Source organism: Stenotrophomonas sp. 22LJNL06-5-1 (assembly GCF_056861455.1).
The window spans coordinates 471,827-495,510 of the sequence record NZ_JBSPUE010000001.1; the positions used below are offsets into that span (position 1 = coordinate 471,827).

The 23,684-nt window shown below is 67.6% G+C and carries 25 protein-coding genes; 18 read left to right on the forward strand and 7 right to left on the reverse strand.

Annotated features, from left to right (window positions below; genetic code table 11):
• Positions 1-158 precede the first annotated feature (158 nt).
• From AC13GF_RS02155 to AC13GF_RS02185, 7 genes are all read left to right on the forward strand, one after another.
• Positions 159-560, forward strand: coding sequence for a hypothetical protein (locus tag AC13GF_RS02155; protein ID WP_483003039.1), 402 nt, complete (start codon positions 159-161; stop codon positions 558-560).
• Between the two features lie 146 nt (positions 561-706).
• On the forward strand, positions 707-3,127 hold the full coding sequence (locus AC13GF_RS02160; protein ID WP_483003040.1) for a TonB-dependent receptor domain-containing protein: 2,421 nt from the start codon (positions 707-709) through the stop codon (positions 3,125-3,127).
• Positions 3,128-3,328: 201 nt separating this feature from the next.
• Positions 3,329-3,967 carry a PepSY-associated TM helix domain-containing protein gene (locus AC13GF_RS02165; protein WP_407626434.1) on the forward strand — a complete coding sequence of 213 codons (639 nt, stop codon included), beginning with the start codon at positions 3,329-3,331 and terminating at the stop codon, positions 3,965-3,967.
• A gap of 26 nt (positions 3,968-3,993) precedes the next feature.
• Positions 3,994-4,512 (forward strand): DUF2271 domain-containing protein, encoded by a 519-nt coding sequence (locus AC13GF_RS02170; protein ID WP_004147429.1) that lies wholly within the window; start codon positions 3,994-3,996, stop codon positions 4,510-4,512.
• 75 nt (positions 4,513-4,587) lie between these two features.
• Positions 4,588-5,391 carry a DUF4198 domain-containing protein gene (locus tag AC13GF_RS02175; protein WP_483003041.1) on the forward strand — a complete coding sequence of 268 codons (804 nt, stop codon included), beginning with the start codon at positions 4,588-4,590 and terminating at the stop codon, positions 5,389-5,391.
• 54 nt (positions 5,392-5,445) lie between these two features.
• Positions 5,446-6,417: an FAD:protein FMN transferase gene (locus AC13GF_RS02180; protein WP_483003043.1), complete on the forward strand. Its 972-nt coding sequence runs from the start codon at positions 5,446-5,448 to the stop codon at positions 6,415-6,417.
• Entirely contained in the window at positions 6,414-8,018 is a 1,605-nt protein-coding gene (locus tag AC13GF_RS02185; protein ID WP_483003044.1) for a sulfite reductase subunit alpha, read from the forward strand. The genes AC13GF_RS02180 and AC13GF_RS02185 overlap by 4 nt, the downstream gene beginning before the upstream one ends.
• A gap of 112 nt (positions 8,019-8,130) precedes the next feature.
• On the opposite strand, the gene AC13GF_RS02190 is transcribed toward AC13GF_RS02185, so the two are convergent.
• From AC13GF_RS02190 to AC13GF_RS02205, 4 genes are all read right to left on the reverse strand, one after another.
• Entirely contained in the window at positions 8,131-8,739 is a 609-nt protein-coding gene (locus tag AC13GF_RS02190) for a HutD/Ves family protein (RefSeq protein ID WP_483003046.1), read from the reverse strand.
• A gap of 34 nt (positions 8,740-8,773) precedes the next feature.
• Positions 8,774-9,499 carry a murein L,D-transpeptidase catalytic domain family protein gene (locus AC13GF_RS02195; protein ID WP_483003047.1) on the reverse strand — a complete coding sequence of 242 codons (726 nt, stop codon included), beginning with the start codon at positions 9,497-9,499 and terminating at the stop codon, positions 8,774-8,776.
• Between the two features lie 17 nt (positions 9,500-9,516).
• Positions 9,517-10,602 (reverse strand): L,D-transpeptidase, encoded by a 1,086-nt coding sequence (locus AC13GF_RS02200; protein ID WP_483003049.1) that lies wholly within the window; start codon positions 10,600-10,602, stop codon positions 9,517-9,519.
• A gap of 352 nt (positions 10,603-10,954) precedes the next feature.
• A complete protein-coding gene (locus AC13GF_RS02205) occupies positions 10,955-11,281 on the reverse strand; it encodes a ComEA family DNA-binding protein (RefSeq protein ID WP_012510302.1) in 327 nt (108 codons plus the stop codon).
• A gap of 199 nt (positions 11,282-11,480) precedes the next feature.
• Between AC13GF_RS02205 and AC13GF_RS02210 the strand changes: the two genes are divergently transcribed.
• From AC13GF_RS02210 to murU, 4 genes are all read left to right on the forward strand, one after another.
• Positions 11,481-12,974 (forward strand): M20 family metallopeptidase, encoded by a 1,494-nt coding sequence (locus AC13GF_RS02210; RefSeq protein WP_010483606.1) that lies wholly within the window; start codon positions 11,481-11,483, stop codon positions 12,972-12,974.
• Positions 12,975-13,044: 70 nt separating this feature from the next.
• Positions 13,045-13,314 carry a GlsB/YeaQ/YmgE family stress response membrane protein gene (locus AC13GF_RS02215; protein ID WP_483003051.1) on the forward strand — a complete coding sequence of 90 codons (270 nt, stop codon included), beginning with the start codon at positions 13,045-13,047 and terminating at the stop codon, positions 13,312-13,314.
• A gap of 63 nt (positions 13,315-13,377) precedes the next feature.
• On the forward strand, positions 13,378-14,403 hold the full coding sequence (locus AC13GF_RS02220) for an aminoglycoside phosphotransferase family protein (RefSeq protein WP_483003052.1): 1,026 nt from the start codon (positions 13,378-13,380) through the stop codon (positions 14,401-14,403).
• On the forward strand, positions 14,400-15,110 hold the full coding sequence (gene murU / locus AC13GF_RS02225; RefSeq protein ID WP_483003054.1) for an N-acetylmuramate alpha-1-phosphate uridylyltransferase MurU: 711 nt from the start codon (positions 14,400-14,402) through the stop codon (positions 15,108-15,110). The genes AC13GF_RS02220 and murU overlap by 4 nt, the downstream gene beginning before the upstream one ends.
• Positions 15,111-15,536: 426 nt before the next feature.
• Here murU and hda read toward each other — a convergent pair whose 3' ends face one another.
• Genes hda through AC13GF_RS02240 form a run of 3 tightly spaced genes read right to left on the reverse strand, consistent with a single transcriptional unit; the run spans position 15,537 to position 18,549 of the window.
• A complete protein-coding gene (gene hda / locus AC13GF_RS02230) occupies positions 15,537-16,244 on the reverse strand; it encodes a DnaA regulatory inactivator Hda (protein WP_032130359.1) in 708 nt (235 codons plus the stop codon).
• Positions 16,244-17,413 carry an AI-2E family transporter gene (locus AC13GF_RS02235; protein WP_483003056.1) on the reverse strand — a complete coding sequence of 390 codons (1,170 nt, stop codon included), beginning with the start codon at positions 17,411-17,413 and terminating at the stop codon, positions 16,244-16,246. Before AC13GF_RS02235 ends, hda begins: the two co-directional genes overlap by 1 nt.
• Complete coding sequence (locus AC13GF_RS02240) at positions 17,410-18,549, reverse strand: DUF2066 domain-containing protein (RefSeq protein WP_483003057.1); 1,140 nt, start codon at positions 18,547-18,549, stop codon at positions 17,410-17,412. The genes AC13GF_RS02235 and AC13GF_RS02240 overlap by 4 nt, the downstream gene beginning before the upstream one ends.
• A 99-nt stretch (positions 18,550-18,648) precedes the next feature.
• Between AC13GF_RS02240 and purM the strand changes: the two genes are divergently transcribed.
• The 7 genes from purM to AC13GF_RS02275 all read left to right on the forward strand — a co-directional run bounded on the left by purM (position 18,649) and on the right by AC13GF_RS02275 (position 23,576).
• A complete protein-coding gene (gene purM, locus AC13GF_RS02245) occupies positions 18,649-19,707 on the forward strand; it encodes a phosphoribosylformylglycinamidine cyclo-ligase (protein WP_094002053.1) in 1,059 nt (352 codons plus the stop codon).
• A 23-nt stretch (positions 19,708-19,730) separates the two neighbouring features.
• Entirely contained in the window at positions 19,731-20,219 is a 489-nt protein-coding gene (locus tag AC13GF_RS02250) for a hypothetical protein (RefSeq protein WP_483003059.1), read from the forward strand.
• Positions 20,216-20,638 (forward strand): hypothetical protein, encoded by a 423-nt coding sequence (locus AC13GF_RS02255; RefSeq protein ID WP_483003061.1) that lies wholly within the window; start codon positions 20,216-20,218, stop codon positions 20,636-20,638. The genes AC13GF_RS02250 and AC13GF_RS02255 overlap by 4 nt, the downstream gene beginning before the upstream one ends.
• A gap of 41 nt (positions 20,639-20,679) precedes the next feature.
• A complete protein-coding gene (locus tag AC13GF_RS02260) occupies positions 20,680-21,342 on the forward strand; it encodes a DUF2238 domain-containing protein (protein WP_483003062.1) in 663 nt (220 codons plus the stop codon).
• Positions 21,339-21,998 carry a phosphoribosylglycinamide formyltransferase gene (gene purN, locus AC13GF_RS02265; protein ID WP_483003064.1) on the forward strand — a complete coding sequence of 220 codons (660 nt, stop codon included), beginning with the start codon at positions 21,339-21,341 and terminating at the stop codon, positions 21,996-21,998. Before AC13GF_RS02260 ends, purN begins: the two co-directional genes overlap by 4 nt.
• Positions 21,999-22,065: 67 nt before the next feature.
• Positions 22,066-22,890, forward strand: a complete 825-nt coding sequence (locus AC13GF_RS02270; RefSeq protein ID WP_483003065.1) for a DUF3108 domain-containing protein — start codon at positions 22,066-22,068, stop codon at positions 22,888-22,890.
• Positions 22,891-22,892: 2 nt separating this feature from the next.
• Entirely contained in the window at positions 22,893-23,576 is a 684-nt protein-coding gene (locus tag AC13GF_RS02275; protein ID WP_010483632.1) for a DUF3108 domain-containing protein, read from the forward strand.
• Positions 23,577-23,684: the final 108 nt, after the last annotated feature.

Genomic DNA, 23,684 nt, shown 5'->3' on the forward strand with positions numbered 1-23,684 from the left:
TCGGGCTGGCCTGCGACATTTTGGCAATCATTCTCATTTGCAACAGCTAACAGCTCTCATTACAATCACGCCCCGTTGATGCCGGCCGCTGCCGGCAGACCCCTGGGGACCCCTGCTTGCTGCGCCCGCTTCGCCCTCGTCCGCTCATCCATCGCAAGATGGGCACCGCCATGCGCGGCCAGCGTCCTGCGCTGGCCAGCCTGCTGGCGTGGGTGGCGATGCTGGCCTTGCTGCTGGGCACCCTGCCGCTGCTGCCACACGGCCAGGCCGGAATGGCCGTGCAGATGCCGCTGGAAGAGCGCGGTGGCGAAGGCCCCTTGCAGGAAGAGGCACCGGCCAAGCTGCGCCGCTGTGCTGCCGCTCCGGTGAGATCAGCCGAGAAGGCGCGCCCGCCGTTGCTGCTGGCCAGCCAATGGCTGCGCACTGAACTCGACCTCGTTCCCGCCACGCCGGCCATGCCCGGCGTGCGCCCGGACTGGCCGCTGGCCGCTCCGGACACGCCCTGGGCCGATGCGCCCGGGCGCCGCCAGCAACGCGGCCAGGCGCCGCCGCTCGCCTGATTCACGGCCCCGCGTGACCGCCTGCGCGGTCGTGCCCGCGCGCCGCTGCCTGCTTCATCCCTGCCGCCCCTGACCGGGCCTCCCCGTGCATGCCGCGCCGTTCGCGCCTGGCATCGCACCACCCTGCATCCTTCGAGGTTACTGCCATGGCCCAGCGCCATCGTGTCCGTTCGTCCCTGCCCCGTACCCTGCTGACCAGCGCCGTGCTGGCGGCCATGACCGCCCCTGCCTTCGCCCACGGTGACGCTTCCGGCGCGCCACAGACGCTGGACAAGGTGGTGGTCACCGCCTCCGGCTTCGAACAGAAGGTCATCGATGCGCCGGCCAGCATCAGCGTGGTCAGCCGTGAAGAACTCAGCAAGCGCCCCTACACCAACCTGGTCGACGCGCTGCGCGACGTCGAAGGCATCGATGTCGGCCTGGAAGCCAGCGACAAGAACGGTCGTGCCACCATCTCCATGCGCGGCCTGCCGTCCGAGTACACCCTGGTGCTGATCGACGGCCGTCGCCAGAGCAATGTCGGCCAGCTGTATCCGAACAACTTCGGTGGCGGCCAGTTCGCCTACCTGCCGCCGTTGGACGCGATCGAACGCATCGAAGTCGTGCGCGGCCCGATGTCCACGCTGTACGGCTCGGACGCGATGGGTGGCGTGATCAACATCATCACCCGACGCAACCAGGACAGCTGGCACGGCGCCGTGACCCAGGGCTTCACCGTGCAGCAGGATGACCAGTTCGGTGATGCACGCACCACCGACCTGTACCTCAGCGGCCCGCTGCTGAAGGACCGCCTCAGCCTGGCGGTGCGCGGCAGCTACTACGACGCCAAGGCCTCCAATCCAGAGTGGGATGCGCTGACCCTGCCCGACGGCAGCCTGTGGGAGCGCAGCATCGGCTTCGGTGGTGGTGGCAAGTCGGTGGCCAACACCAACTGGAACACTGGCGTACGCCTGGATTTCCGCGTCAACGATGACCACGAACTGTGGCTGGACTACGACGTGTCACGACAGAAGTACGACAACAGCGAAGGCCAGACCGGCACGCTGGACAGCCTGGCCAGCCTGTGGCGCGTCGGCAATGCGGTCATCCCGAACCCGAACGGCAGCGGCACCGTCACCCGCCGCGTGGTGCAGCCGCGCGTGGGCTACACCGCCTACCAGCGCTACGAGCGTGATCAGCTGTCGCTGACCCACCAGGGCCGCTACAGCTTCGGCACCTGGCAGACCTCGCTGACCCACAGCAAGAGCAGCAACCTGGGCCGTTCGCTGCCGCTGACCCTGGACGAGCGCGCCAACCTGCAGACGCTGTGGAATGACGTCTGCCGCCGCACCGGTGCCGCCAACAACTGTGCGGCTGGCCGTGGCAATGCCCTGGCCGCCCTCAACCCGAGCGAGATGGCGCGCCTGCAGGCGTTCCTGCCGCGTCCGCTGCGCACCATGGAACTGGAAGGCTACGTGCTCGACACGATGCTCGACCTCGACTTCGGCGCGCACAAGCTGACCGTTGGCGGCCAGTACAACAACACCGACATGATAGACGGCGTGTTCGGCATGGATGGCGCCGGTTACCGCAGCAACACCAAGCAGAAGCACCGCATGTGGGCGCTGTTCGCCGAGGACAACTGGTCGCTGACCGATACCCTCACCGCTACCTTCGGCCTGCGCTACGACGACCACAACGTGTTCGGCAGCCATGTCAGCCCGCGCGGCTACCTGGTGTGGAACGCCAGCGACGCGTGGACCTTCAAGGGTGGCGTCAGCACCGGCTACAAGACCCCGCGCCCGGACCAGCTGTTCCCGGGCATCACCGGCTTCGGTGGCCAGGGCGTGCTGCCTCTGGTCGGTTCCCCGAACCTCAAGCCTGAAACCAGCACCAACTACGAGCTGGCCGCCTACTACGAAGGCCAGCGCTGGGGCTTCAACGTCACCGGCTTCTTCAACAAGTTCGAAGACAAGATCGCCAGCGGCGGCACGTTCCCGAACTGCGAAGTGGCCCGCGCCGGCAGCGGCTACTGCGTGGACATCGGCCCAGGCTGGGCAGCACTGGGCTACAGCACCTTCACCCAGAGCGTGAACATCGACAAGGCCGAGACCCGCGGTGCAGAACTGGCCGGTCATGTCGACCTGCTCGACAACCTGCAGTTGCGCGGCAACTACACCTGGACCAAGAGCGAACAGACCAGCGGCCCTGACAAGGGACGCCCGATCTCAGGCACCACGCCGGCAAAGCACATGGCCAATGCCAGCCTCAACTGGCAGATCAATGACGCGGTCAGCGTGTCGCTGATTGGCGAGGGCCGCTACGACCGCTATCGCGATACGCTCATCGACAGTGCCGGCACCCGCCACGTGCGCTATTACGAGGACTACACGATCTTCCATCTCGGCGGCAGCTGGAAGGCCACGCCGTGGCTGACGGTCAACGCACGGGTCAACAACCTGTTCGACAAGGACTTCGTTTCGCAGTCGTGCCTGCTGCTCAATCCCAGTGAGTTCAGCTGCGTGGACGACTACGCGACCAAGGACCAGCGGCGCAGCTACTGGATCTCGCTCAACGCGAAGTTCTGATCGCCGCGCCCTACCCTGGTGGGTGCCGACCTTGGTCGGCACCGCTTCATCCACGCATGGCGTGGATCTACTGATCAGCGACGGTGCCGGCCGCCGGCCAACCGCCGGCAATTCCCCTCCAGGGATACAGAACGACACGCAATTGCGAGCTATTCTCATCAATGATGTAATGGGCAGTCCTCGTCCGCCCCGAACCGTGCCGTGAGCCGTCCTGCCTCTTCCACCGTGCAGCAGCAACAGAACCGTGGCTTCTGGCTGCGGACGCTGCACCAGTGGCACTGGATCAGCTCGGCGGTGTGCCTGATCGGCATGCTGCTGTTCGCGGTGACTGGCCTGACCCTCAACCATGCCGCGAAGATCGAGGCCAAGCCCGAGGTGCAGAACCAGCATCTGGAACTGCCGGCTGCGCTACTGGGCCAACTGGGCACGCGCGAGGACGGCAACGCACCGATTCCGCGCCCTGCCCGGCAATGGCTGGACACGCAGCTGGGCATCGCCATCGGCGGCCGCCCGGCCGAGTGGTCACCCGAAGAGATCTACCTGTCGCTGCCGCGCCCCGGCGGCGACGCCTGGCTGAGCATCGATCGCGAGACCGGCGCGGTGGAGTTCGAATCGACCTCCCGTGGTGCAGTGTCCTACCTCAACGACCTGCACAAGGGCCGCAATGCCGGCCCGGCGTGGGGCTGGTTCCTGGACCTGTTCGCCGTGGCCTGCCTGGTGTTCTGCATCACCGGCCTGTTCCTGCTGCACCTGCATGCGCGGCAACGGCGCATGACCTGGCCGCTGGTCGGCCTCGGCCTGATGATCCCGCTGCTGATCGCCCTGCTGCTGATCCACTGACTTTCCTTCGTTTCCGGAGCCGCCCCATGCGCGTCACCCTGACCATCGCCCTCAGCGGCCTGCTGGCCACCTCGCCGGCCTATGCCACCACCCTCGACATCAACGTCGAAGTGCCCAAGCTCAACGTGGCCGAATACCATCGCCCGTACGTGGCGGTGTGGCTGGAAGGCGCCGACCAGAAGGTCGCGGCCAACCTGTCGGTCTGGTACCAGCAGACCAGCAACAGCGAAGGCCATGGCACCAAGTGGCTGCCCGACCTGCGCCAGTGGTGGCGCAAGAGCGGCCGCACCCTGCAGGTGCCGGTGGATGGCGTGACGGGTCCGACCCGCCCGGCCGGCAAGCACGCGCTGTCGTTCAACGACAAGCAGCCGGCACTGAAGCAGCTGGCTCCGGGCAACTACACCCTGGTAGTGGAAGCGGTGCGCGAAGTCGGCGGCCGCGAACTGCTGAAGATCCCCTTCACCTGGCCAGCCACCGCCGCGCAGAACGGCAAGGCGCAGGGCGCCACCGAACTGGGCCAGGTCACCCTCGCCGTCAAACCCTGAAAAGGGGACGGAGGGGATTAAGTCGTAATCCCCTCGCCCTAGTCGCATCACCCCGCATCCACTGGAGTCTTCCGCATGAAGCGCACGCTCGTCCTCGCCGCCGCTCTGGCCGCTGCCCTTCCCTTCTCCGCCCTGGCCCACAAGGCCTGGCTGCTGCCCTCGCAGACCGTGATCGCCGGCAACGCGCCGTGGATCACCGTCGACGGTGCGGTCTCCAACGATCTGTTCTACTTCAACCACGTGCCGCTGCGCCTGGAATCGCTGGTGATCACCGCACCGGACGGCAGCACCGTGCAGCCGCAGAACGCGTCGACCGGCAAGTACCGCAGCGTGTTCGACATCGAACTGAAGCAGCCGGGCACCTACCGCATCGCGTCGGTCAACGATGGCCTGTTCGCCACCTACGAGCAGAACGGAGAGCGCAAGCGCTGGCGCGGCAGCGTTGCCACCTTCGGCGAACTGCCGAAGGATGCGAAGAAGCTGGAAGTGAGCCAGTCAGTCGGTCGCGTGGAGACCTTCGTCACCAACGGCGCGCCGAACGATACTGCGCTGAAGCCGACCAACCGTGGCATCGAGCTGGTCGCCGTCGGCCACCCGAACGATCTGTTCGCTGGCGAGGAAGCCACCTTCCGTGTGCTGGTCGATGGCAAGCCTGCCGCCGGCCTGGAATTCGAGATCGTGCGTGGCGGTACCCGCTACCGCAACGCGCAGGACGAACTGAAGGTCACCAGCGATGCCAAGGGCGAGATCAAGGTGACCTGGCCGGAAGCCGGCATGTACTGGCTGGAAACCGGCACCGAGGACAACAAGACGTCGGTGAAGCAAGCCGCCAAGCGCCGCCTGAGCTACGTCGCCACGCTGGAAGTACTGCCGCAGTAATGACGTGGACCGCGATGCCGGGCAGCCCCGGCATCGCATCTGCAGCACACCACCATGACCGATTCCCTGCTCGATATCGCCCGCCTCGGTGGCACCACCATGGGCACCACCTGGAGCGTGTCGCTGGTCGCGCCGCGCCAGCGCGACCTGCACCCGCTGCATGCTGGCATCCAGGCGCGGCTGGACGAGGTGGTCGCGCAGATGAGCACCTGGGAGCCCGGTTCGGACCTGAGCCGCTACAACCGCGCCGACGCTGGCCAATGGTGCGTGCTGCCGGCTGAGACCCGCCGCGTTCTGGCCTGCGCACAGGCCATCGCTTCGGCCAGTGGCGACGCCTTCGATCCCACCCTCGGTCCGCTGGTTGCCCTGTGGGGCTTCGGTGCACATGCCGGTGAACGCCGCCAGCCCGACGACGCTACCCTGCAGGCCACGCGTGAGCGTTGTGGTTGGCAGCGCCTGCAGTGGCAGGGCAATGCGCTGCTGCAACCGGGCGGGCTGGAACTGGATCTCTCTGCAATCGCCAAGGGCTTCGGCGTCGATCACGTGGCCGCCTGGTTGCGTGGAGAAGGCATCGCAGCAGCGCTGATCGAAGTCGGTGGCGAACTGGCCGGCTATGGCCGCAAGCCGGATGGCCAACCGTGGCGCGTGCTGGTGGAGTCCGCACCGGAAGAGGATGCACACACCGATACCCCACCACGGGTGCTGGTGCTGGACGGCAAGGCGGTGGCCACCTCCGGCGATCGCTGGCACCAGTACCAGGCCGGTGGCGAGGCCTACAGCCACAGCCTGGACCCGCGATCGGGCAGACCGGTGCGCCAGGTCGCCGCGGCAGTCACCGTGGTGGCCGACGACGCCATGCACGCCGATGCCTGGGCCACCGCACTGACTGTACTCGGTCGCGAACAGGGCATGGCACTGGCCGAGCGCGAAGGACTGGCAGCACGCTACCTGCAGCGTGCTGCAGACGGCCCGCGGGAATGTCTCAGCAGCGCCTTCCAGCGCCTGCTCGACGAGCAGGACGCATGAGCGCACGTCCATCGCGCGCGTGGCTTGGCAACGCACTGGTTCTGTTCCTGTTGGCAGTGATCGGCTGGGCGCTGCTGCGCCTGCATCTGGGCGAAACCTGGTGGCAGGGCGCGCCACCGGCGCGGCAGTCGCAGATCGCGGTGCTCGCCACGGTGCTGTATGCGCTGGCCTGCGCTGCACTGTGGTGGCGGGGGCGCCCGCACGACGATGCCGCAACCGGAGACACCGCGCCCATCCTGCTGGTCTGGTCCAGCCAGACCGGCTTTGCCCGCGAACTGGCCGAACGCAGTGCCGAGGCCCTGCGCGGTGCCGGTGTGCCCGTGCGCGTGCGCGGACTGCATGAGGTCGGCGCCGTGTTGCTGGCCGACAGCCAGCGCGCGCTGTTCATCGCCAGCACCACCGGCGAAGGTGATCCCCCCGACCACGCCCTGCCCTTCCTGCGCGGGGTGATGGCCACGCCGCCCTCGCTGCAGCATCTGCACTACGGCGTGCTCGCACTGGGCGACCGCAGCTATGGCCACTTCTGCGGATTCGGCCACCAGCTCGACCAATGGCTGCGCCAGCACGGCGCGCATCCACTGTTCGATGCGATCGAAGTCGACAACGCCGATCCGGCGGCGCTGCGTCATTGGCAGCAGTTGCTGGGTCAACTCGGCGATGGCGCCAGCGAACTGCCCGACTGGAGTCCGGCCGAGTACCAGCCGTGGACGCTGCTGCAACGCGAACATCTGAACCCGGGCAGCCCCGGCGGCCCCGTGTATTGGTTGCGCCTGCAGCCCCCAGCCGATGCAGATGCGCAATGGCAGGCCGGTGACATCGCCGAGATCGGCCCACAACACGCATCGCACACCGTGCGTGCCTGGCTGGACACACAACGCTTTGACGCGGACATCGTGCTGGATGACGGGCAGACGTTGCTGGCACGCGTCGCGCGCTCGCACCTGCCCTCATTGGTTCCCCCGGGTGATCTGCCTGCATTGCTGGCGACCCTGCAACCGCTGCCGCATCGCGAGTACTCGATTGCCTCGGTGATGGCCGACGGTGCGGTGGAGCTGCTGCTGCGCCGCCAGGTGCGCGCCGATGGAACACCCGGCATCGGCAGCGGCTGGCTGTGCGACCACGCGGCCATCGGCGAACCGGTGCAACTGCGGCTGCGCCGCAACGCCAATTTCCATGGCGTGCCCGCCGATGTGCCGCTGCTGCTGATCGGCAACGGCACCGGCATTGCCGGCCTGCGCGCGCACCTGCACGAACGTGCCCAGCAGGGCGCGCGCCGTACCTGGCTGCTGTTCGGTGAGCGTACCGCCGCGCACGACCTCCACTTCGGCGAAGAACTGCAGGCGATGCTGGAAGACGGCACGCTGGCGCGGTTGGATGCGGTATTCAGCCGCGATGGCGGCGCGCATCGCTATGTGCAGGACCGGCTGCTGGCCGAAGCGGCAACGCTGCGGCAGTGGGTGGATGAGGGCGCGACGATCCTGGTCTGCGGCAGCCTGCAGGGCATGGCCCCGGCGGTGGATGCGGTGATCGAGCAGGTGTTGGGTGTTGCGGGCAAGGAAGCACTGCTGCTGGCCGGCCGTTACCGGCGCGATGTGTATTGAGGCGGCCGCATCCACGCATGGCGTGGATCTACTGCGCGGCGTGTCCAGGCATGGTGGCAACCACACCAGTAGATCCACGCCATGCGTGGATTGAGCCACCGGCACCCAGGAATCATTCCGCCGCTGCACTGACCCGTATCGCCAGCAACTCGCCACCGCCCTGCAACGCGTGCCGCTGTCGTTCACCGGCCGCCAACCACGCGGTATCGCCCGCCTGCAGCGCCGGCAGGCCGCTGTCGGCACCGAACTCCGCCTGACCGGCCAGCAGATGCAGTGCCCAGGCCACGCCCGGTTCGCAGAAGAAGAACATCGCGCCCACCAGTGGCCGGTGCAGCAGTTCGGCCTGCAGCAGCTCGCGCTTCCACATCAGGTTGAAGTCGTGGGTGGTGCCATCGACCAGTTCGCCGTGCAGCGTTTCCTCGCCGGCAAAGCGCACGCGCCCGTGCGGCGGCAGAACCTCGGCCACACGGCCATCCTCGAAGCGAAGACGCACACCATTGCCCTGCAGCAGCACCAGTTCACGCTCCACACCGGGGAAGGCGGAGAACGCCGCATCCTGCTCGATCTCGGCCACCGACAGGCGCAGCGCCCAGTCATCACCCTGCGCGGGCAGACGCAGGATCTCGCGAGTCCAGCCCAGGCCGTTGCGCCAGCGTTCGCGGCGGTAGTCCAGGCTGGAGATCACCTGGCTCGGAGTGTGCAGCAGGGAGTCGATATTCATCGGCGCATTGCATCATGCCGCGCGCCGTCGTGCATCACCGCGTGGCGAGCGTGCCCTCGCCACCGCACCCGCCGGCCAGCAGCTGCGAGTGCTTCAGCCAATCCTGGTCGGGGTAGTAAGCAAACACCATCGTGCCGCCACGCAACGCATCGATCAGCGGCCTGGCCACCGACAGCCGCACCGCCGGGCAACCCAGGCTGCGGCCCAGCCGCCCCTGCAACTGCGCGGTAGCCGGGTTCACGTAAGGCGCACCATGGATGACGATCGCTCGGTCACGCGCGCGGTCGTTGAAGCCCGGTTCCAGGCCGGCCAGGCGCAGCGAATACCCATTGCCACCCATGTAGGTCTCCTGCGCGGTGAATGCGCCGAGACTGGACATGAAACTGCCATCGCGGTTGGAGAAGTGCTCGGTGCGGTTCTCGCCGCTGTTGCGGCCATGCGCCACCCATTCCTCGAACAGCAGTCGCTGGTGGGCCAGGTCGAACACCCACAGGCGCGGCTCAGTGGACGGGCGCGAATAGTCGATCACGCTGAGGCGATCACCATTGATGCCCAGTTCCGGCCGCTGCAGCGCACAGCGCATGGCGTGCGCCGCCAGCTGCAACACGTGGCGGTCTGCCTTGGGCGCACTGCGCGACAGTAAGGCAGCCAGATCATCGGCGCTGGTGGCAAGGGCGGGCGTCTGTGCCAGCGCCGGGGCGCTGGCCGAGGTCGCCAGCAGGCCGAACGCGGCCAGCCGGCACAGGCGGGATGCAGTCATGGGCACAACGAGGGGACTCAGTTGCCCCTGAGGGTGGACCCTGGCGGCTCGGATTCCAAGACCGGCTGCATTCCGGATTCAGCCGGGCTTGGGCGGACCGCTGGCAGCGAGGTCACCAGCAGGGTCGTGCCCGGCACCAGCACCTGGTACAGCTGGCGAGCGAAATCGGTCGGCAGCGCCATCGGCAGCGAGGGCGTGGCCAGCAGGTCCGGGGTGGCCTGGGCGCGGTCCTGGCCTAGCAGCGGATAGGCCGTCCACTGGTGCAGGCGCTGGTTCACGTCCAACGGGCTGGGCGTATCGCTGTAACCCTGCCCCATCACGAACAGCGTGGTGCCCTGGAACGCCGGCAGCGCGTCGGCCTTCAACGGCGACTCGCCGATCATCACGCCATCGCGCAGCACGTAAAGGCGCTGGTCGTGCAGGCTGACCAGGATGCCGACCTGCCCGGCCGGCGCCGCAGCGTCATCCCACCAGGCCTGTGCCGGGGCGCCGCCCTCGGTCTCCGGCAGGGCCTGGCCGCGCGCGTTCACCGGCGCCAGCACCGACGGATAGGCCAGGGTCATCGGTGAGCTCTTGGCATCGGCCACGACCACCGTATCGCCGCGCTGGGTTTCACTGAACAGCTTCTGCGCGAAGGCCTGCGGCAGGCGCACGCAGCCGTGCGAGGCCGGATGCCCGGGCAGGCTGCCGCCATGCAGGGCGATGCCGTCCCAGGTAAGCCGCTGCATGTACGGCATCGGCGCGCTGTTGTAGAGGTTGGACTTGTGGTCCTTGTCCTTCTGCAGGATGGTGAACACGCCGGTCGGCGTCTCGTGCCCGGCCTTGCCCGAGCTGATCGTGGTCAGGCCGATGGCAATGCCGTTGCGGTACACGTAGGCGCGCTGCTCATCGAGGCTGACCACCAGCACGATCGGGCCGGTCGGCGAGATTTCCGGATGCCACAGGTATTCGCCCGGCTTGAGGTCGGTCGGTCCGCGCACTTCGGCGGTGCTGGCTGCGGCAGCTGCAGGCTTGGCAGCCGGCGTCGGCGCAGCGGCATGGGCCAGCAGCGGCAGGGCCAGTGCAAGGGCGAGCATCAGGGTCGAGGGGCGGTGCAGAAGCATCCAGCGGGGGTCCTTTCCATGCGGTGCGGCCACCGTACACCATCGGCCCGTGGTGGCCGCGGCAAAACCAGGCGCCGGAAATGAAACTGCCCGGCGACACAGCCATGTGTCGTACCGGGCAATCGTTACGTCCTTGTCGGCCTGCTGCCGCCCCCTCGCATCCTGCGCTGTGGGGGAAGCGTTGCATCCTGCACGCGGCCGCGTCTGTCCTGTTTGTATCTCAGCCCCTTCCACAGGTCTGTGATGCCACCATCCTGGTGATTGGTGCCGCGTCCTGCGGCGGTCGGTGGTCACGGGCGTCCTGTCCGTGACCGGTGAACCAGCCTCCTGCCGGTTCCGACGATTCCTGCTGTCAGCGCCTCGGTACGGTTCGCACCGGTACCGATCCGGGTACCGGATCCGCCGGCAACAACCTGTTGCCTACGGTGATCCGCTGTCGATTCCGTTCGACGATTGCTTTCCCTATCCCCTTCACCTGCGTCAGGTCCTCGACGCGATGAAACGGGCCGTGTCTGCGCCGGTGCTCGACGATCGCCTCGGCCTTGGCGGCTCCGACCATCGTCAATCCCTGCTGCAGCGCCTGGGCATCGGCGCGGTTGATGTCGATCGGTTCGGCGGCATGCGCCCCAGCGATCCACACGACCAGCACCAGTGCCCTCAACACGACACTCCAAGGCACGACGTGTATCTCCTTGTGATTCTGGCCGTCCCGACCGGCAATCCCGTCGGCAGGAACAGTGTCCGTCACCACATGCACACAGCCTATCGGTTTCCTGGATTTCTAAAAGCCAGCCAAATACCCGACGTGATGTAGGAAAAACCCTACCCGTGGCACAGGCGTAGAATGGCCGGATCAGCCCATGCAACCGGAGTTTCAGATGGACAGCGCCAAGCTCGGCCAATTCGTCAATGACAAGTGGGACAGCGAAATCGTCCCGCAGTTGGTCGACTACATCCGCATTCCCAACAAGTCGCCGATGTTCGACGCCAATTGGGTGCAGAACGGCTACATGGAACAGGCGGTCACGCTGATGGAGAACTGGGCCAAGGCCCAGCAGCTGCCCGGCCTGAAGGTTGAAGTGGTGCGCCTGGAAGGCCGTACCCCGCTGATCTTCCTGGAAATTCCGGCTACCGGCGCCGAAACCGGCGACGACACCATCCTGCTCTACGGCCACCTGGACAAGCAGCCGGAAATGACCGGCTGGGACGACGACCTCGGCCCGTGGACCCCGGTCCTGCGCGGCGACAAGCTGTATGGCCGCGGCGGTGCGGACGACGGCTACGCCATCTTCGGCTCGCTGGCCGCCGTGCTGGCGCTGCAGGCCCAGGGCCTGCCGCACGCCCGCTGCGTGGTGCTGATCGAAGCCTGTGAAGAGTCCGGCAGCTACGACCTGCCGGCCTACGTCGACCATCTGGCCGACCGCATCGGCAAGCCATCGCTGGTGGTCTGCCTGGATTCGGGCTGCGCCAACTACGACCAGCTGTGGTGCACCACCTCGCTGCGCGGCCTGACCGGCGGCAACTTCACCGTGAAGGTGCTCAACGAAGGCGTGCATTCCGGCGATGCCTCCGGCGTGGTGCCGTCCAGCTTCCGCCTGCTGCGCCAGCTGCTGTCGCGCATCGAGGACCAGGACACCGGCCGCATCCTGATCGACGGCATGAACGTTGAGATCCCGGCCGAGCGCCAGGAACAGGCCAAGCGCGCCGCCGAAGTGGTCGATACCGAGATCTTCGAGAAGTTCCCGATGGTCGACGGCCTGCGTCCGATGAACGAGGACCTGACCGAGCTGGTGCTCAACCGCACCTGGCGCCCGGCGCTGTCGGTCACCGGCGTCGGTGGCATGCCGGCATTGGAATCGGCCGGCAACGTGCTGCGCCCGCAGACCTCGGTGAAGCTGTCGCTGCGCCTGCCGCCGACCGCCGATGGCAAGACCTGCGGCGAGCTGCTGAAGGAAGCGCTGCTGCGTGACCCGCCGAACGGCGCGCAGGTCACCCTGGATCTGGAAAAGGCCTCCACCGGCTGGAACGCCCCGGCCATGGCGCCGTGGCTGACCCAGGCCATCGACGACGCCAGCCAGGCCTTCTTCGGCAAGCCGGCGATGTACATGGGCGAAGGCGGCTCGATCCCGTTCATGGGCATGCTGGGTGAGAAATTCCCGGGCGCCCAGTTCATGATCACCGGCGTGCTCGGCCCGCACTCCAATGCGCACGGCCCGAACGAGTTCCTGCACATCCCGATGGGCAAGAAGGTCACCGCCTGCGTGTCCAAGGTGATCAGCGAGCACTACGCCGCCAGCCTGCGCGGCGAGACCAGCGGTTCGCCGGTGGCTGCCGACAGTGGCACTCGCCACGGCGACCACGGCTGCTGCTGATTACGGCACACCGTGACGGACGCAGCCTGGCCTTGCTAGGCTGCGTCCACCCTTGGTGGAAATCGCGCGCATGAATGGTCTGTTCGGCAGCAGCAGCTGGATCTACATCATCCTGGTCGGCTTCTTCGTTGGCCTGCTTGGGCGTTTCTTCATGCCCGGCAACAACCGCATGGGCTGCCTGCTGACCATCGTGCTGGGCATCATTGGCGCCTTGGTGGCCGGTTGGTTCGGCCAGTACATGGGCTGGTACGCCCCCGGTGAGCCGGCCGGTTTCCTCGGTGCGGTAGTGGGTGCGGTGGCCGTGCTGGCCGTCCTGCGCCTGTTCAGCGGCCGCCGCTGACCCCGCTCCCCTTCCTTTCCTGTTCCCGACGAAGGCGCGCCCGGCGCGCCCGGATATGCCTGCATGACCGAACCCGCCTCCGACCCCCAGCGCAGCGCGCAGCGCCTGCAGTGGGCCCGTACCCAGCTCGATGATGCCAGCGCGGTGGTCGAACGCGCCTCGGTCGATGCCGGCATGCGCAGCTACTGGCGCACCACCAGCACGCGCGGGAGCCACATCGTGATGGACGCCCCGCCGGGGCTGGAAGATCCGCGGCCGTGGCTGCGCATGCGCGGCCTGCTGCACGACAACGGCCTGCGTGTGCCCGCGCTGCTGGCACAGGATCTGGATGCCGGCTTCCTGCTGCTGGAAGATCTCGGCGGCCCGACCCTGGCGAAGATCCTCGACGAGCGCAATGCTGACGAATGGTTCGGCCGTTCGATCGAACAGCTGCTGCGCCTGCAGGCGATCCCGGTGCCGGCCGACTTCGGCCAGTTCGGCGAGGCGCTGCTACAGCGCGATGTCGGCCTGTTCGACGAATGGTTCCTGCAGCGCCACCTGAACCTGGAGCTGGACTGCGGCGAGATTGAAGGGCTGCAGCTGGTACACCGCCGTTTGATGGACAACGCGCTGGGCCAGGCCCAGCTGATGACCCACCGCGACTACATGCCGCGCAATCTGATGCCGGTCGACGACGGCCCCGCGGTGCTGGATTTCCAGGACCTGGTGCGCGGCCCGATCGCCTACGATGCGATGAGCCTGTTCAAGGACGCGTTCCTGAGCTGGCCGCTGCAGCGCGTGGACGAGTGGCTGGCGCAGTATCACCAGCGCGCCCGCGACGCCGGCCTGCCGGTGCCCGACCGCGCCACCTTCCTGCGCGATGCCGACTGGATGGGCATCCAGCGCCACGTGAAGATCCTGGGCCTGTTCTGCCGCCTGCGTTACCGCGACAACAAGGGCCACTACCTCGACGACGCACCGCGCTTCATCACCTATCTGGATGAAGTGCTGCCGCGCTACCGCGAGCTGGCACCGCTGCAGCAACTGCTGGAATACCGCATCAAGCCGGCGCTGGCCGAGCTGGCCGCACCGATGCGCGTGGCCCGATGAAGGCACTGATCTTTGCTGCTGGCCTCGGCGAGCGCATGCGCCCGCTGACCCTGCACACGCCCAAGCCGCTGCTGGAAGTGGCCGGCAAGCCGCTGATCGTCTGGCAGCTGGAACGCCTGGCCGAACTCGGCGTGCGCGAGGTGGTGGTCAACACCGCATGGCTGGCCGAGCAGTTCCCGGCGACGCTGGGTGATGGCAGCCAATGGGGCCTGCGCCTGCATTTCATGTATGAAGGGCAGACCCCGCTGGAAACCGGCGGCGGCATCCTCAACGCGTTGCCGGTGCTGGGCGACGCCCCGTTCCTGGTGGTTAACGGCGACATCTGGACTGACTTCGATTTCGCCACACTGCCCCGCGAACCGCAGGGCCAGGCCCACCTGGTGCTGGTCGACAATCCGGCGCAACACCCGGACGGTGACTACCGCCTCGATGCGCAGGGGCTGCTGCACCACGACCGCGAAGGGCCGTGCCTGACCTATGCCGGCATCGGCGTGTATCGCCCTTCCATCGTGGCCGACTGGCGCGCGGTGATCGGCGATGCGCCGGGCAGCGAGCGGATGCCGCCGAAGTTCTCGGTGGTGCCGCTGCAGAAGCACTTCATGGCGCAGGGGTTGATGACGGGGCAGCACCATCGCGGGCGCTGGACCGATGTCGGCACTGTGGATCGCCTGCGCGCGCTGGATGTGGAGTTGGCGGCGAACGGCTGAGCCCCTCGTGGCTGGTCGCGTAGAGTCGACTGCTAGTCGACTGGCATTGTGAGCTGGCCGGGCGGGTCCAGCCACGGAAGAAAGAAAGAAAATCGAAAGCGGATCGCTTCGCTGCGCTCGCTCTGGTGACGACCAACGGTCGTCACCCACCACAAGCAAGACACGTGTCGACCAAGGTCGACATCCACCAACAGCAGTGCAGTACGCAGTCCCGGCAGATCGCGGAAATCTGTCGAAGGCGGGGTGGCTCAGGTTGCGGGGGCGTGAGCGCCATGGATGGCGCGATCGAGGCTACAGGGACGTACTTGCGCCGTCCCCGCAACCTGAGCCACCCCGCCTCCCCTCAGGAAGCCAGCCTTTGACGTTGACGTTGACGTTGCTTCGGCTTCTGCGGGTGCAGGGCGCAGCCCTGCCGAACAACATCCCTCAGTAACGAGGCCGGCCTTCTTCCAGCACCTGGCGCAGGAATGGCACGGTGATCCGCCGCTTCGCCGCCAACGACTCGCGGTCCAGCCAGTCCAGCAGCGTGATCAACCCACCCAGCTCGCGCCCGGTGTGCGACAGCAGCCACTCGATGGACGCCTCGTCGATCGCCAGCCCACGCCGCAGCGCGCGCTCGCGCAGCACCGCTGCACGCCCCTCCTCGTCCAGCGGCTGCAGCAACACACGCACGCACTGGCCCAGCCGCGAACGCAGGTCGGGCAGTACCAGGCCCAGCTCTTCCGGCGCCTTCTGCGCCGTGTACAGCACGGTCACGCCCGCAGCGCGCGCACGGTTGTGGAAATCGAACAGTGCGATCTCGTCCTCGCGGTTGCCGGCCACCTCGTCCAGACCGTCCAACGCGACCAGTTCGCGCGCCTCCAGCCCATCCAGTGCCGCACGTACGCGGCCGGCGGCACTGGCCAGCGGCACGTAGGTCGGCAGGCGCCCGGCCTGCTCGGCGCTGGAGCACATCGCCAGCGCCTGGTGGGTCTTGCCCGTGCCCGCCGCACCTTCCAGGTAGACCCAATCGTGGCTGGCACCCACCGCGATCGCGCGCAGCTGCGCCAGCGCGCCATCCGGCGCGCCGATGAAGGTCTCCAGGCGCTGGTCCCGCGGGTAATGCAGGGCCAGCGGCAGTTGCGGCACACCCATCACTTCAGGTCGGGGCCCTTGTCGTTCGGAATGATGATATGGGGGGCGTCGACCACGCCATCAAGCACGATCGCCGGCTTCTCACCCACGTACAGTTCACTCTGGCGATAACGCTGGTGCGCGTAGCGCAGCAGCACGTTGGTCACCGCTGCCACCGGCAGCGCCAGCAGCATGCCGAGGAAGCCGAACAGCTGGCCACCGGCCATTACCGCGAAGATCACCGCCACCGGGTGCAGGCCGATCTTGTCGCCGACGATGCGCGGGGTCAGCACGTAGCTCTCCAGCAGCTGGCCCACGGTGAACACCACGCCGACCAGGATCAGCAGCTTCAGGTCGAAGCCCTGCGCCTGCACCAGCGCGGCCACCACCGCCATCAGGATGCCGGTGGTCGCGCCCAGGTAGGGAATGAAGCTGATCAGGCCGGCAATCAGGCCGATCAGCAGGCCCAGCTTGAGGCCGACCAGCGACAGGCCACCGGCATAGATCACGCCCAGCGCCAGCATCACCAGGAACTGCCCACGGATGAACGCACCCAGCACTTCGTTGGACTCACGCGCCAGCGCGCTGATGGTGCCGATCTGGTTGCGCGGAATCACCGACGCCACCCGCTCGACCAGCTTGTCCCAGTCACGCAGGAAGTAGAACGCCAGGATCGGCAGCAGCAGGATGTTGACCACCCAGGTCACCATCGCAAAACCCGAGCGCGAGACGTAGCCCATGAACGTGGTGGCAAAGCCGCCGGCCTGCTGCCAGTGGCTGCGCACCCATTCGATCAGACGGTCCGGATCCATCCACTGCATCACTTCCAGGCCGGTCTTCTGCTCGAACCAGGGGATGCCCTTTTCCATCAACCACGCCTGTGCCTGCGGCGCGACCGCGATCAGGGTGGTGATCTGGCGCTCGATCATCGGCACCAGCACCAGCAGCAGCGCCACGATCACCAGCACCATCGCCGCGAACACCAGCACCACGCCGGTCATGCGCGAGCGGCCGGTGGCCTCGATGCGGTCCACCAGCGGGTCACCCAGCCAGGCCAGCGCCAGCGCCAGCACGAACGGGGTCAGGATCGGCGCCAGCAACCACACCACCCAGCCGATCATGCCGGCGAACAGGATGTACTTCAGGCGGCGCAGGAACTGCGCGATTTCTGCTTCCGGGGTCAGAGTCATCGCAGGCGGTACTCGTTGCTGACCGGCGGGGCCACCGGGGTACCGGTGGTGTCATCGATCGGCGTCGGCAGGGCCGGCAGCGGTGCGCTCGGCACCAGCACGCCGTTGTCGCCCAGCATGCGGTTGAAGCCGGCCAGGCCGGTGGTCATCTCCAGGCTCAGCTCCAGCTGGCTGGCAGAGGCGTGCAGCGGGGTGACGTTGCGCACCACCGGTACCTCGCGCAGGCCGGCAGCCAGGCGCAGGTAGTCATCGGCACTGTTGATGCCGGTGACCACCACCCGGTAGGTGCCGGCCTGGCCGACGGCCGCACCGGCCTTGGCATAGCGCTTGACCAGCGCATCGGCGGCACCATCGGCACCGGCGGCCATCGCGCGCATCGCGTTGGCATCCTTGCTGGTCCACTTGTTCAGCTCACGGCCGTTGTCGACGAACACCCAGTCCGCCTGCCAGCCGCCGTTGGCGCGGTACAGCTTGCCGATCAGCTGCATCGGCGGTGAGTAGCGCGAAGAGGCGCGGGCCACGGCGGCGCTGTCCTGGCGCCAGATGGCACCGGCCAGTGCCTGTTCGGCGGCACCACCGCTGGGCAGGCCCAGCTTGTAGCCGCGCTCGATGGCGCGGTTCAGCAACGGGCGGGCGGCGTTGGCCTGCTGCACGCTGACCAGGCGCGGACCGCTGCCGTCGTCGACGGCCAGCCACAGCACCGGCTTCGGGCGCGGCTGCGGCCACAGCGGCAGGCCCAGCGCCGACACCAGCGAGTCGACATCGTCCTCGCGGAAGCGGGCCACCAGCAGGGTGCGGAAGCTGGGGGCGCCACTGGCGCTCACGCTCTGGTCCTGCTTGTAGTCATAGCTGGCCACGTAATCCTTGGCATTGCGCAGCGCCTGCGCCACGCCAGGGCGCGACATCACGCTGCGATCGCCGGACAATTTGCCCAGTACAACGCTCAAGGCGCGGGCCAGCGCGCCGTTGCGGTCGGCTTCGGCTTGGCTGTTGACGGGCACTTCGGCCTCGTACGCGCCAGTGGCGGTGGCAACATCACCCTCGGTGCGCAGGCCGCTCTGGGCCATCGTGGCCACCGGCAGGCTCAGCGCAAGGAGCAGGGTCAGAATCAGGCTGCGGCGCATCAGGACATCCATTGGCTCGACGTATCCGGGGGAATTGTTGCCCGAATACGGCCTTTGCGCCAATGCGGCCTGTTAAAATCGCCCGTTCAACCCCTGCCAGCGCCGACGCCCGTGACCAACACCCCGTCTTCCGCCCCCTCCCCCCTCACCTACCGTGACGCGGGTGTCGACATCGACGCCGGCAACGAGCTGGTCGAGCGGATCAAGCCCCTGGTCAAGCGCAGCTTCCGCCCGGAAGTGATGGGCGGCCTGGGTGGCTTCGGCGCCCTGTTCGACCTGTCCAACAAGTACCGCGAGCCGGTGCTGGTGTCGGGTACCGACGGCGTGGGCACCAAGCTGAAGCTGGCCCACCAGCTGAACCGCCACGATACGATCGGCATCGACCTGGTCGCCATGTGCGTGAACGACGTGCTGGTGCAGGGCGCCGAACCGCTGTTCTTCCTGGACTACTTCGCCACCGGCAAGCTGGACATCGACACCGCCGCAGCGGTCGTGGGCGGCATCGCCAACGGCTGCACCGAGGCCGGCTGCGCACTGATCGGCGGCGAAACCGCTGAAATGCCCGACATGTATGCCCCGGGCGAGTACGACCTGGCCGGCTTCACGGTGGCCGCGGTCGAGAAGAGCGAACTGAAGGACGGCGCCAGCGTGGCTGCCGGCGACGTGCTGATCGGCATCGCCTCGTCCGGCCCGCACTCCAACGGCTACTCGCTGGTGCGCCGGATCTACGACCGTGCCGGCCGCCCGGCCGAGCTGGAGCTGGAAGGCGGCGTGAAGCTGGTCGATGCGCTGATGGCGCCGACCCGCCTGTACGTCAAGCCGATCCTGTCGCTGCTGAAGTCGCACGGCGAGGCCATCCACGGCATGGCCCACATCACCGGTGGCGGCCTGACCGAGAACATCATCCGCGTGGTGCCCGAAGGCCTCGGCCTGGACATCCAGGCCTCGTCCTGGACCCTGCCGCCGGTGTTCCAGTGGCTGCAGAAGGAAGGCGCAGTAGCCGACAGCGAGATGTGGCGCACCTTCAACTGCGGCATCGGCTTCGTGCTGATCGTGGCGCCGGACCAGGTGGCCGCGGTGTCCGACGCAGTCAAGGCGCAGGGCCTGGAGCACTGGACCATCGGCCAGGTGGTCACCGCCGAAGGCGCCGAGCGCGTCCACATCGGCTGACCCCGGCAACCCAGGAGCCCCGCATGGACGCAACGCCCCCCTTGTCGCCCGCCCCCGTGCCGCCGCCGCTGGCGACGGTACCGGTGTTCAGCGCGCAGGATGCCGACCACCTGCGCATGCTGGCCATCGCGCACTACGTGGTCGGCGCCCTGATCGCGCTGTTCTCGCTGATCTTCATCATCCACATCGTGCTGGGCATCACCGCGCTCACCGGCAACCTGCCGATGAATTCCGGCGGCCAGCCGTCGTCGCCGGCCGAGGAGCGCCTGTTCGGCTGGATGTTCACAATCGTCGGCTGCATCATCGTGTTCGGTGGCGTGACCCTGGGCGCGTTCGTGGCCTACGCCGGCCGCTGCCTGAGCCGTCGCCGCCGCTACCTGCTGTGCCTGATCGTGGCCGGCCTGGCCTGCCTGTTCGCGCCGATCGGCACCGCGCTGGGGGTGTTCAGCCTGATCACCCTGGTGCGCCCGCAGGTCAAGGCCGCCTTCGACCTTCCCGCCGCGACCGCATGACCGCCTCCGGCAATCCGCCGCCGCTGCCACATCAGACCCTGGCGCAGCTGCAGCTGACCAGCCATCTGCAGACGCTGAAAGTGCTGTTCTACGCATTGGCCGGCTTCCATTGGGCCGCCACAGTGGCGTTCCTTGGCCTCAGCGGCTGGGTGGCCCACTCGCGCGGGCTGGACGATGCCTGGATGCTGACCACGGTCTATGCGTCGATCGCCGTGCTGGCGGCCGTGCTGGGGTTCGTGCAGCTGCACACCGCGCGCCAGCTGTCACATCGCACCGGGCTGGCCTGGTGCCAGCGCGCAGCCTGGCTGGGCGTGCTGGCCGGCCCGCTGGGCATGGCCTTGGCCGCCTATGCCTGGGTGTTCCTGTCCAAGCCTGAAATGGCCGCGCTGTTCGACCGCGGCGACCACCTCAGTGTCTGAACCTGCCGGCAGACGCCCCGTCCTTTCCTGATCGATTTCCCATGTCCGCGCCTGCCCTCCCGACGACCGCTTCGCCCACCACCCACGGTTTCTCGGGCCCCAAGAAGCTGGCCTTTGCCGCCGTGCTGGCGGTGTTCGCAATCAGCTGGGTCCATCCGCTGTGGCCTACCGAACAGGCCCTGCACAGCACCCTGACCGTGATCGGGCTGGCCGCGCTGCTGTGGGTCGATCGTCGCGGCGGCTGGCTGGGCAATGGCGCCTTCATCGCCATCTGCGGCTTCATTGCCCTGCACTGCGTGGCCGCACGCTGGCTGTATTCCAACGTGCCCTACGACGCCTGGGCGCAGACGCTGACCGGCTGGTCGCCGAATACGGCCTTCGGCTGGCAGCGCAACCATTTCGACCGCCTCATCCACTTCCTGTTCGGTGTCTGCTTCACCCCCGCGCTGCTGCAGCTGGCCCGTCACGCGTGGCCGGCGCTGCGCCTGGGCCAGGCCTTCACCCTGGCGGTGATGACGGTGATGTGTGCCAGCCTGGTCTACGAATGGTTCGAGTGGGCCATCGCGCTGGCGCTGTCCCCGGATGCTGCCGAGGCCTACAACGGGCAGCAGGGCGACATGTGGGACGCGCACGCCGACATGCTGATGGCCACCCTCGGCAGCCTGCTGGTCTGGCCGCTGGTCCGCCGGAGCGCCCAGCCGTGACCGCGTCCACCCGCATTGCCGTGCTCGCCTCCGGTCGCGGCAGCAACCTGCAGGCCATCCTCGATGCCATTGCCGACGGCCGCCTGCCGGCCGAGGTGGTCGGCGTGTTTTCCGACCGCCCCGCCGCAGAGGCCCTGCTGCGTGTCGATGCCGGCCTGCGCTGGGCGCATGCGCCGAAGGAATTCAGCGACCGCGCCAGCTACGAGCAGGCGCTCGGCGATGCGCTGGCCGCAGTACAACCGGACTGGATCGTCTGCGCCGGCTACATGCGCATCCTCGGCGCCGCCTTCGTGCAGCGCTTCAATGGCCGGCTGGTCAACATCCATCCGTCGCTGCTGCCGTTGCACAAGGGCCTGGACACCCACGCCCGGGCGCTGCAGGCGGGCGACGCCGAGCACGGTGCCAGCGTGCATCTGGTCGTACCCGAGTTGGATGCGGGCGCAGTGCTGGCGCAGGTACGTGTACCGGTGCAGCCGGGTGATGACGCGCAGGCCCTGGCCGCGCGCGTGCTGGCGGTGGAGCATCCGCTGCTGATCGCCACCCTGCAGCTGTTGTGCGCCGGCCGCCTGGCTGAACGGGAGGGCCAGCCGCAACTGGACGGTCACCCCCTGTTTAGCCCGTTGGCCCTAGATTCCGCCGGGAACCTGAACCGGTAGTCCCCATGCACACGCCCCGCTGACTGCGGGGCTGGCATCCTGCCCCCTCCTGCGGTCCCTGTCCTCCATGAAGACCACGACCCTGCTGTCCACCTCATTGCTGCTGTCGCTTGCCGTGTTTCCCGGCGTGGGCTGGGGCCAGGCACAGGCGCCCGCCACCCCGCCGGCACCGGTTCCCGCAGTGCAGCCGCCTGCCGAGGCGCCGGCCGTACCGATGCCACCGGCACTGGCCTGGGAGCCACCGCCGCTGCAGCCGTTCAGCGCCACCTACCAGGCGTTCTACAAGGGCAAGGAAGCGGGCGATGCCAGCATGCAGGTCACCCACACCGGCGGCAGCCAGTGGCGGGTGGACATGCAGGTGGTCGGCCGCCGCGGCTTTGCCAGCGTGCTGGGACTGAACATCGAACAGAGCACGGTGTTCGAGGAACGCAGCGGCGTGTATGCGCCGCTCAGCCAGAGCACGGTGCGCAAGGGCCTGTTCCTGGGCAAGAAGGCGGTCGGTACCTACAACTGGCAGGCCGGCACCGCGCAATGGACCGGCGACGTCAAGAAGGAACGCGCGCAGCCGATCCCGCTGCAGGCGGGTGACCAGAGCGCGCTGCTGATCAATCTGGCGATCATGCGCGATGCGCGTCCGGGCGCCTCCATGCATTACCGCTACGTGGACATGGGCAAGGTCCGCGAACACGACTACCAGGCCGCGCCGCAGACCGAAAACGTCGAGGTCGGCGACCTGTCCTACAACGCGCTGCGGGTCTACCGGACCAACGGTGGCAGAAACGAAACCATTCTCTGGATCGCCAACGGTGTCCCCACCCCGGTGCGCATCCTGCAACGCGAAGACGGCGAAGATCGCGTCGATCTGCGCCTGATCGAATACCAAGGAGTCTGAGCATGAATACCCTGACCCGCCCCCTCACCTGGATCGCAGCCGCTGCCCTGACCGTGGCCAGCCTGCCGGCCATGGCCCTGGAACCGTTCAAGGCGGATTACCTGGCCAGCTACATGGGCATGCAGGCCAACGGCACCATGACCCTGGCCAGCGAAGGCAGCAACAAGTGGCGCTACAGCCTGCAGGTGAAGAACCAGCTGGCCGACCTCAGCCAGAGCACGGTGTTCGAGGAAGTGCGTGGCCAGCTGCGCCCGCTCAGCAGCCAGGACCGTTCGGCGCTGCTGGTGAAGAAGCGCAACGTGCAGGCCAACTACAACTGGACCAGCAACCAGGCCACCTGGACCGGCGACATCAAGCCGGACCGTGCGGGCCCCATCGCGCTGAAGGCAGGCGACATGGACGCGCTGCTGATCAACCTGGCGATCGCCCGTGACCTGGCCGCCGGCAAGCCGCTGACCTATCGCATGGTCGACGAAGGCCGCATCAAGAACATGACGTACCGTGTGATCGGCAAGGAGTCGATCACCGTGGGCGGCAAGAGCTACGAGGCCACCAAGGTCTCGCGTGCCGACGGCAACAAGGAACTGATCGCCTGGATCGTGCCGGAGTTCCCGGTGCCGGCGCGCATGCTGCAGCGTGAGAGCGGCCGCGATGCGCTGGACCTGACCATCAAGGCGATGAACTGACTGGAGATCCACGTCATCCACGCATGGCGTGGATCTACTTCACGTTCCAGTAGATCCACGCCATGCGTGGATGCGTGTATCCCAAAAAAAACGCCCGCTTTCGCGGGC

Excerpts from the sequence above, each read along its gene's own strand:
- AC13GF_RS02215 (WP_483003051.1), top strand. The coding sequence starts at position 13,045 with ATGAATGGTCTGTTCGGCAGCAGCAGCTGGATCTACATCATCCTGGTC.
- AC13GF_RS02260 (WP_483003062.1), top strand. The coding sequence starts at position 20,680 with ATGTCCGCGCCTGCCCTCCCGACGACCGCTTCGCCCACCACCCACGGT.
- AC13GF_RS02250 (WP_483003059.1), top strand. The coding sequence starts at position 19,731 with ATGGACGCAACGCCCCCCTTGTCGCCCGCCCCCGTGCCGCCGCCGCTG.
- AC13GF_RS02170 (WP_004147429.1), top strand. The coding sequence starts at position 3,994 with ATGCGCGTCACCCTGACCATCGCCCTCAGCGGCCTGCTGGCCACCTCG.
- AC13GF_RS02240 (WP_483003057.1), bottom strand. The coding sequence starts at position 18,549 with ATGGATGTCCTGATGCGCCGCAGCCTGATTCTGACCCTGCTCCTTGCG.
- AC13GF_RS02210 (WP_010483606.1), top strand. The coding sequence starts at position 11,481 with ATGGACAGCGCCAAGCTCGGCCAATTCGTCAATGACAAGTGGGACAGC.
- AC13GF_RS02275 (WP_010483632.1), top strand. The coding sequence starts at position 22,893 with ATGAATACCCTGACCCGCCCCCTCACCTGGATCGCAGCCGCTGCCCTG.
- AC13GF_RS02155 (WP_483003039.1), top strand. The coding sequence starts at position 159 with ATGGGCACCGCCATGCGCGGCCAGCGTCCTGCGCTGGCCAGCCTGCTG.
- hda (WP_032130359.1), bottom strand. The coding sequence starts at position 16,244 with ATGGGTGTGCCGCAACTGCCGCTGGCCCTGCATTACCCGCGGGACCAG.
- AC13GF_RS02220 (WP_483003052.1), top strand. The coding sequence starts at position 13,378 with ATGACCGAACCCGCCTCCGACCCCCAGCGCAGCGCGCAGCGCCTGCAG.
- AC13GF_RS02195 (WP_483003047.1), bottom strand. The coding sequence starts at position 9,499 with ATGACTGCATCCCGCCTGTGCCGGCTGGCCGCGTTCGGCCTGCTGGCG.
- AC13GF_RS02185 (WP_483003044.1), top strand. The coding sequence starts at position 6,414 with ATGAGCGCACGTCCATCGCGCGCGTGGCTTGGCAACGCACTGGTTCTG.
- AC13GF_RS02255 (WP_483003061.1), top strand. The coding sequence starts at position 20,216 with ATGACCGCCTCCGGCAATCCGCCGCCGCTGCCACATCAGACCCTGGCG.
- AC13GF_RS02190 (WP_483003046.1), bottom strand. The coding sequence starts at position 8,739 with ATGAATATCGACTCCCTGCTGCACACTCCGAGCCAGGTGATCTCCAGC.
- murU (WP_483003054.1), top strand. The coding sequence starts at position 14,400 with ATGAAGGCACTGATCTTTGCTGCTGGCCTCGGCGAGCGCATGCGCCCG.
- AC13GF_RS02175 (WP_483003041.1), top strand. The coding sequence starts at position 4,588 with ATGAAGCGCACGCTCGTCCTCGCCGCCGCTCTGGCCGCTGCCCTTCCC.
- AC13GF_RS02180 (WP_483003043.1), top strand. The coding sequence starts at position 5,446 with ATGACCGATTCCCTGCTCGATATCGCCCGCCTCGGTGGCACCACCATG.
- AC13GF_RS02235 (WP_483003056.1), bottom strand. The coding sequence starts at position 17,413 with ATGACTCTGACCCCGGAAGCAGAAATCGCGCAGTTCCTGCGCCGCCTG.
- AC13GF_RS02160 (WP_483003040.1), top strand. The coding sequence starts at position 707 with ATGGCCCAGCGCCATCGTGTCCGTTCGTCCCTGCCCCGTACCCTGCTG.
- AC13GF_RS02270 (WP_483003065.1), top strand. The coding sequence starts at position 22,066 with ATGAAGACCACGACCCTGCTGTCCACCTCATTGCTGCTGTCGCTTGCC.
- AC13GF_RS02200 (WP_483003049.1), bottom strand. The coding sequence starts at position 10,602 with ATGCTTCTGCACCGCCCCTCGACCCTGATGCTCGCCCTTGCACTGGCC.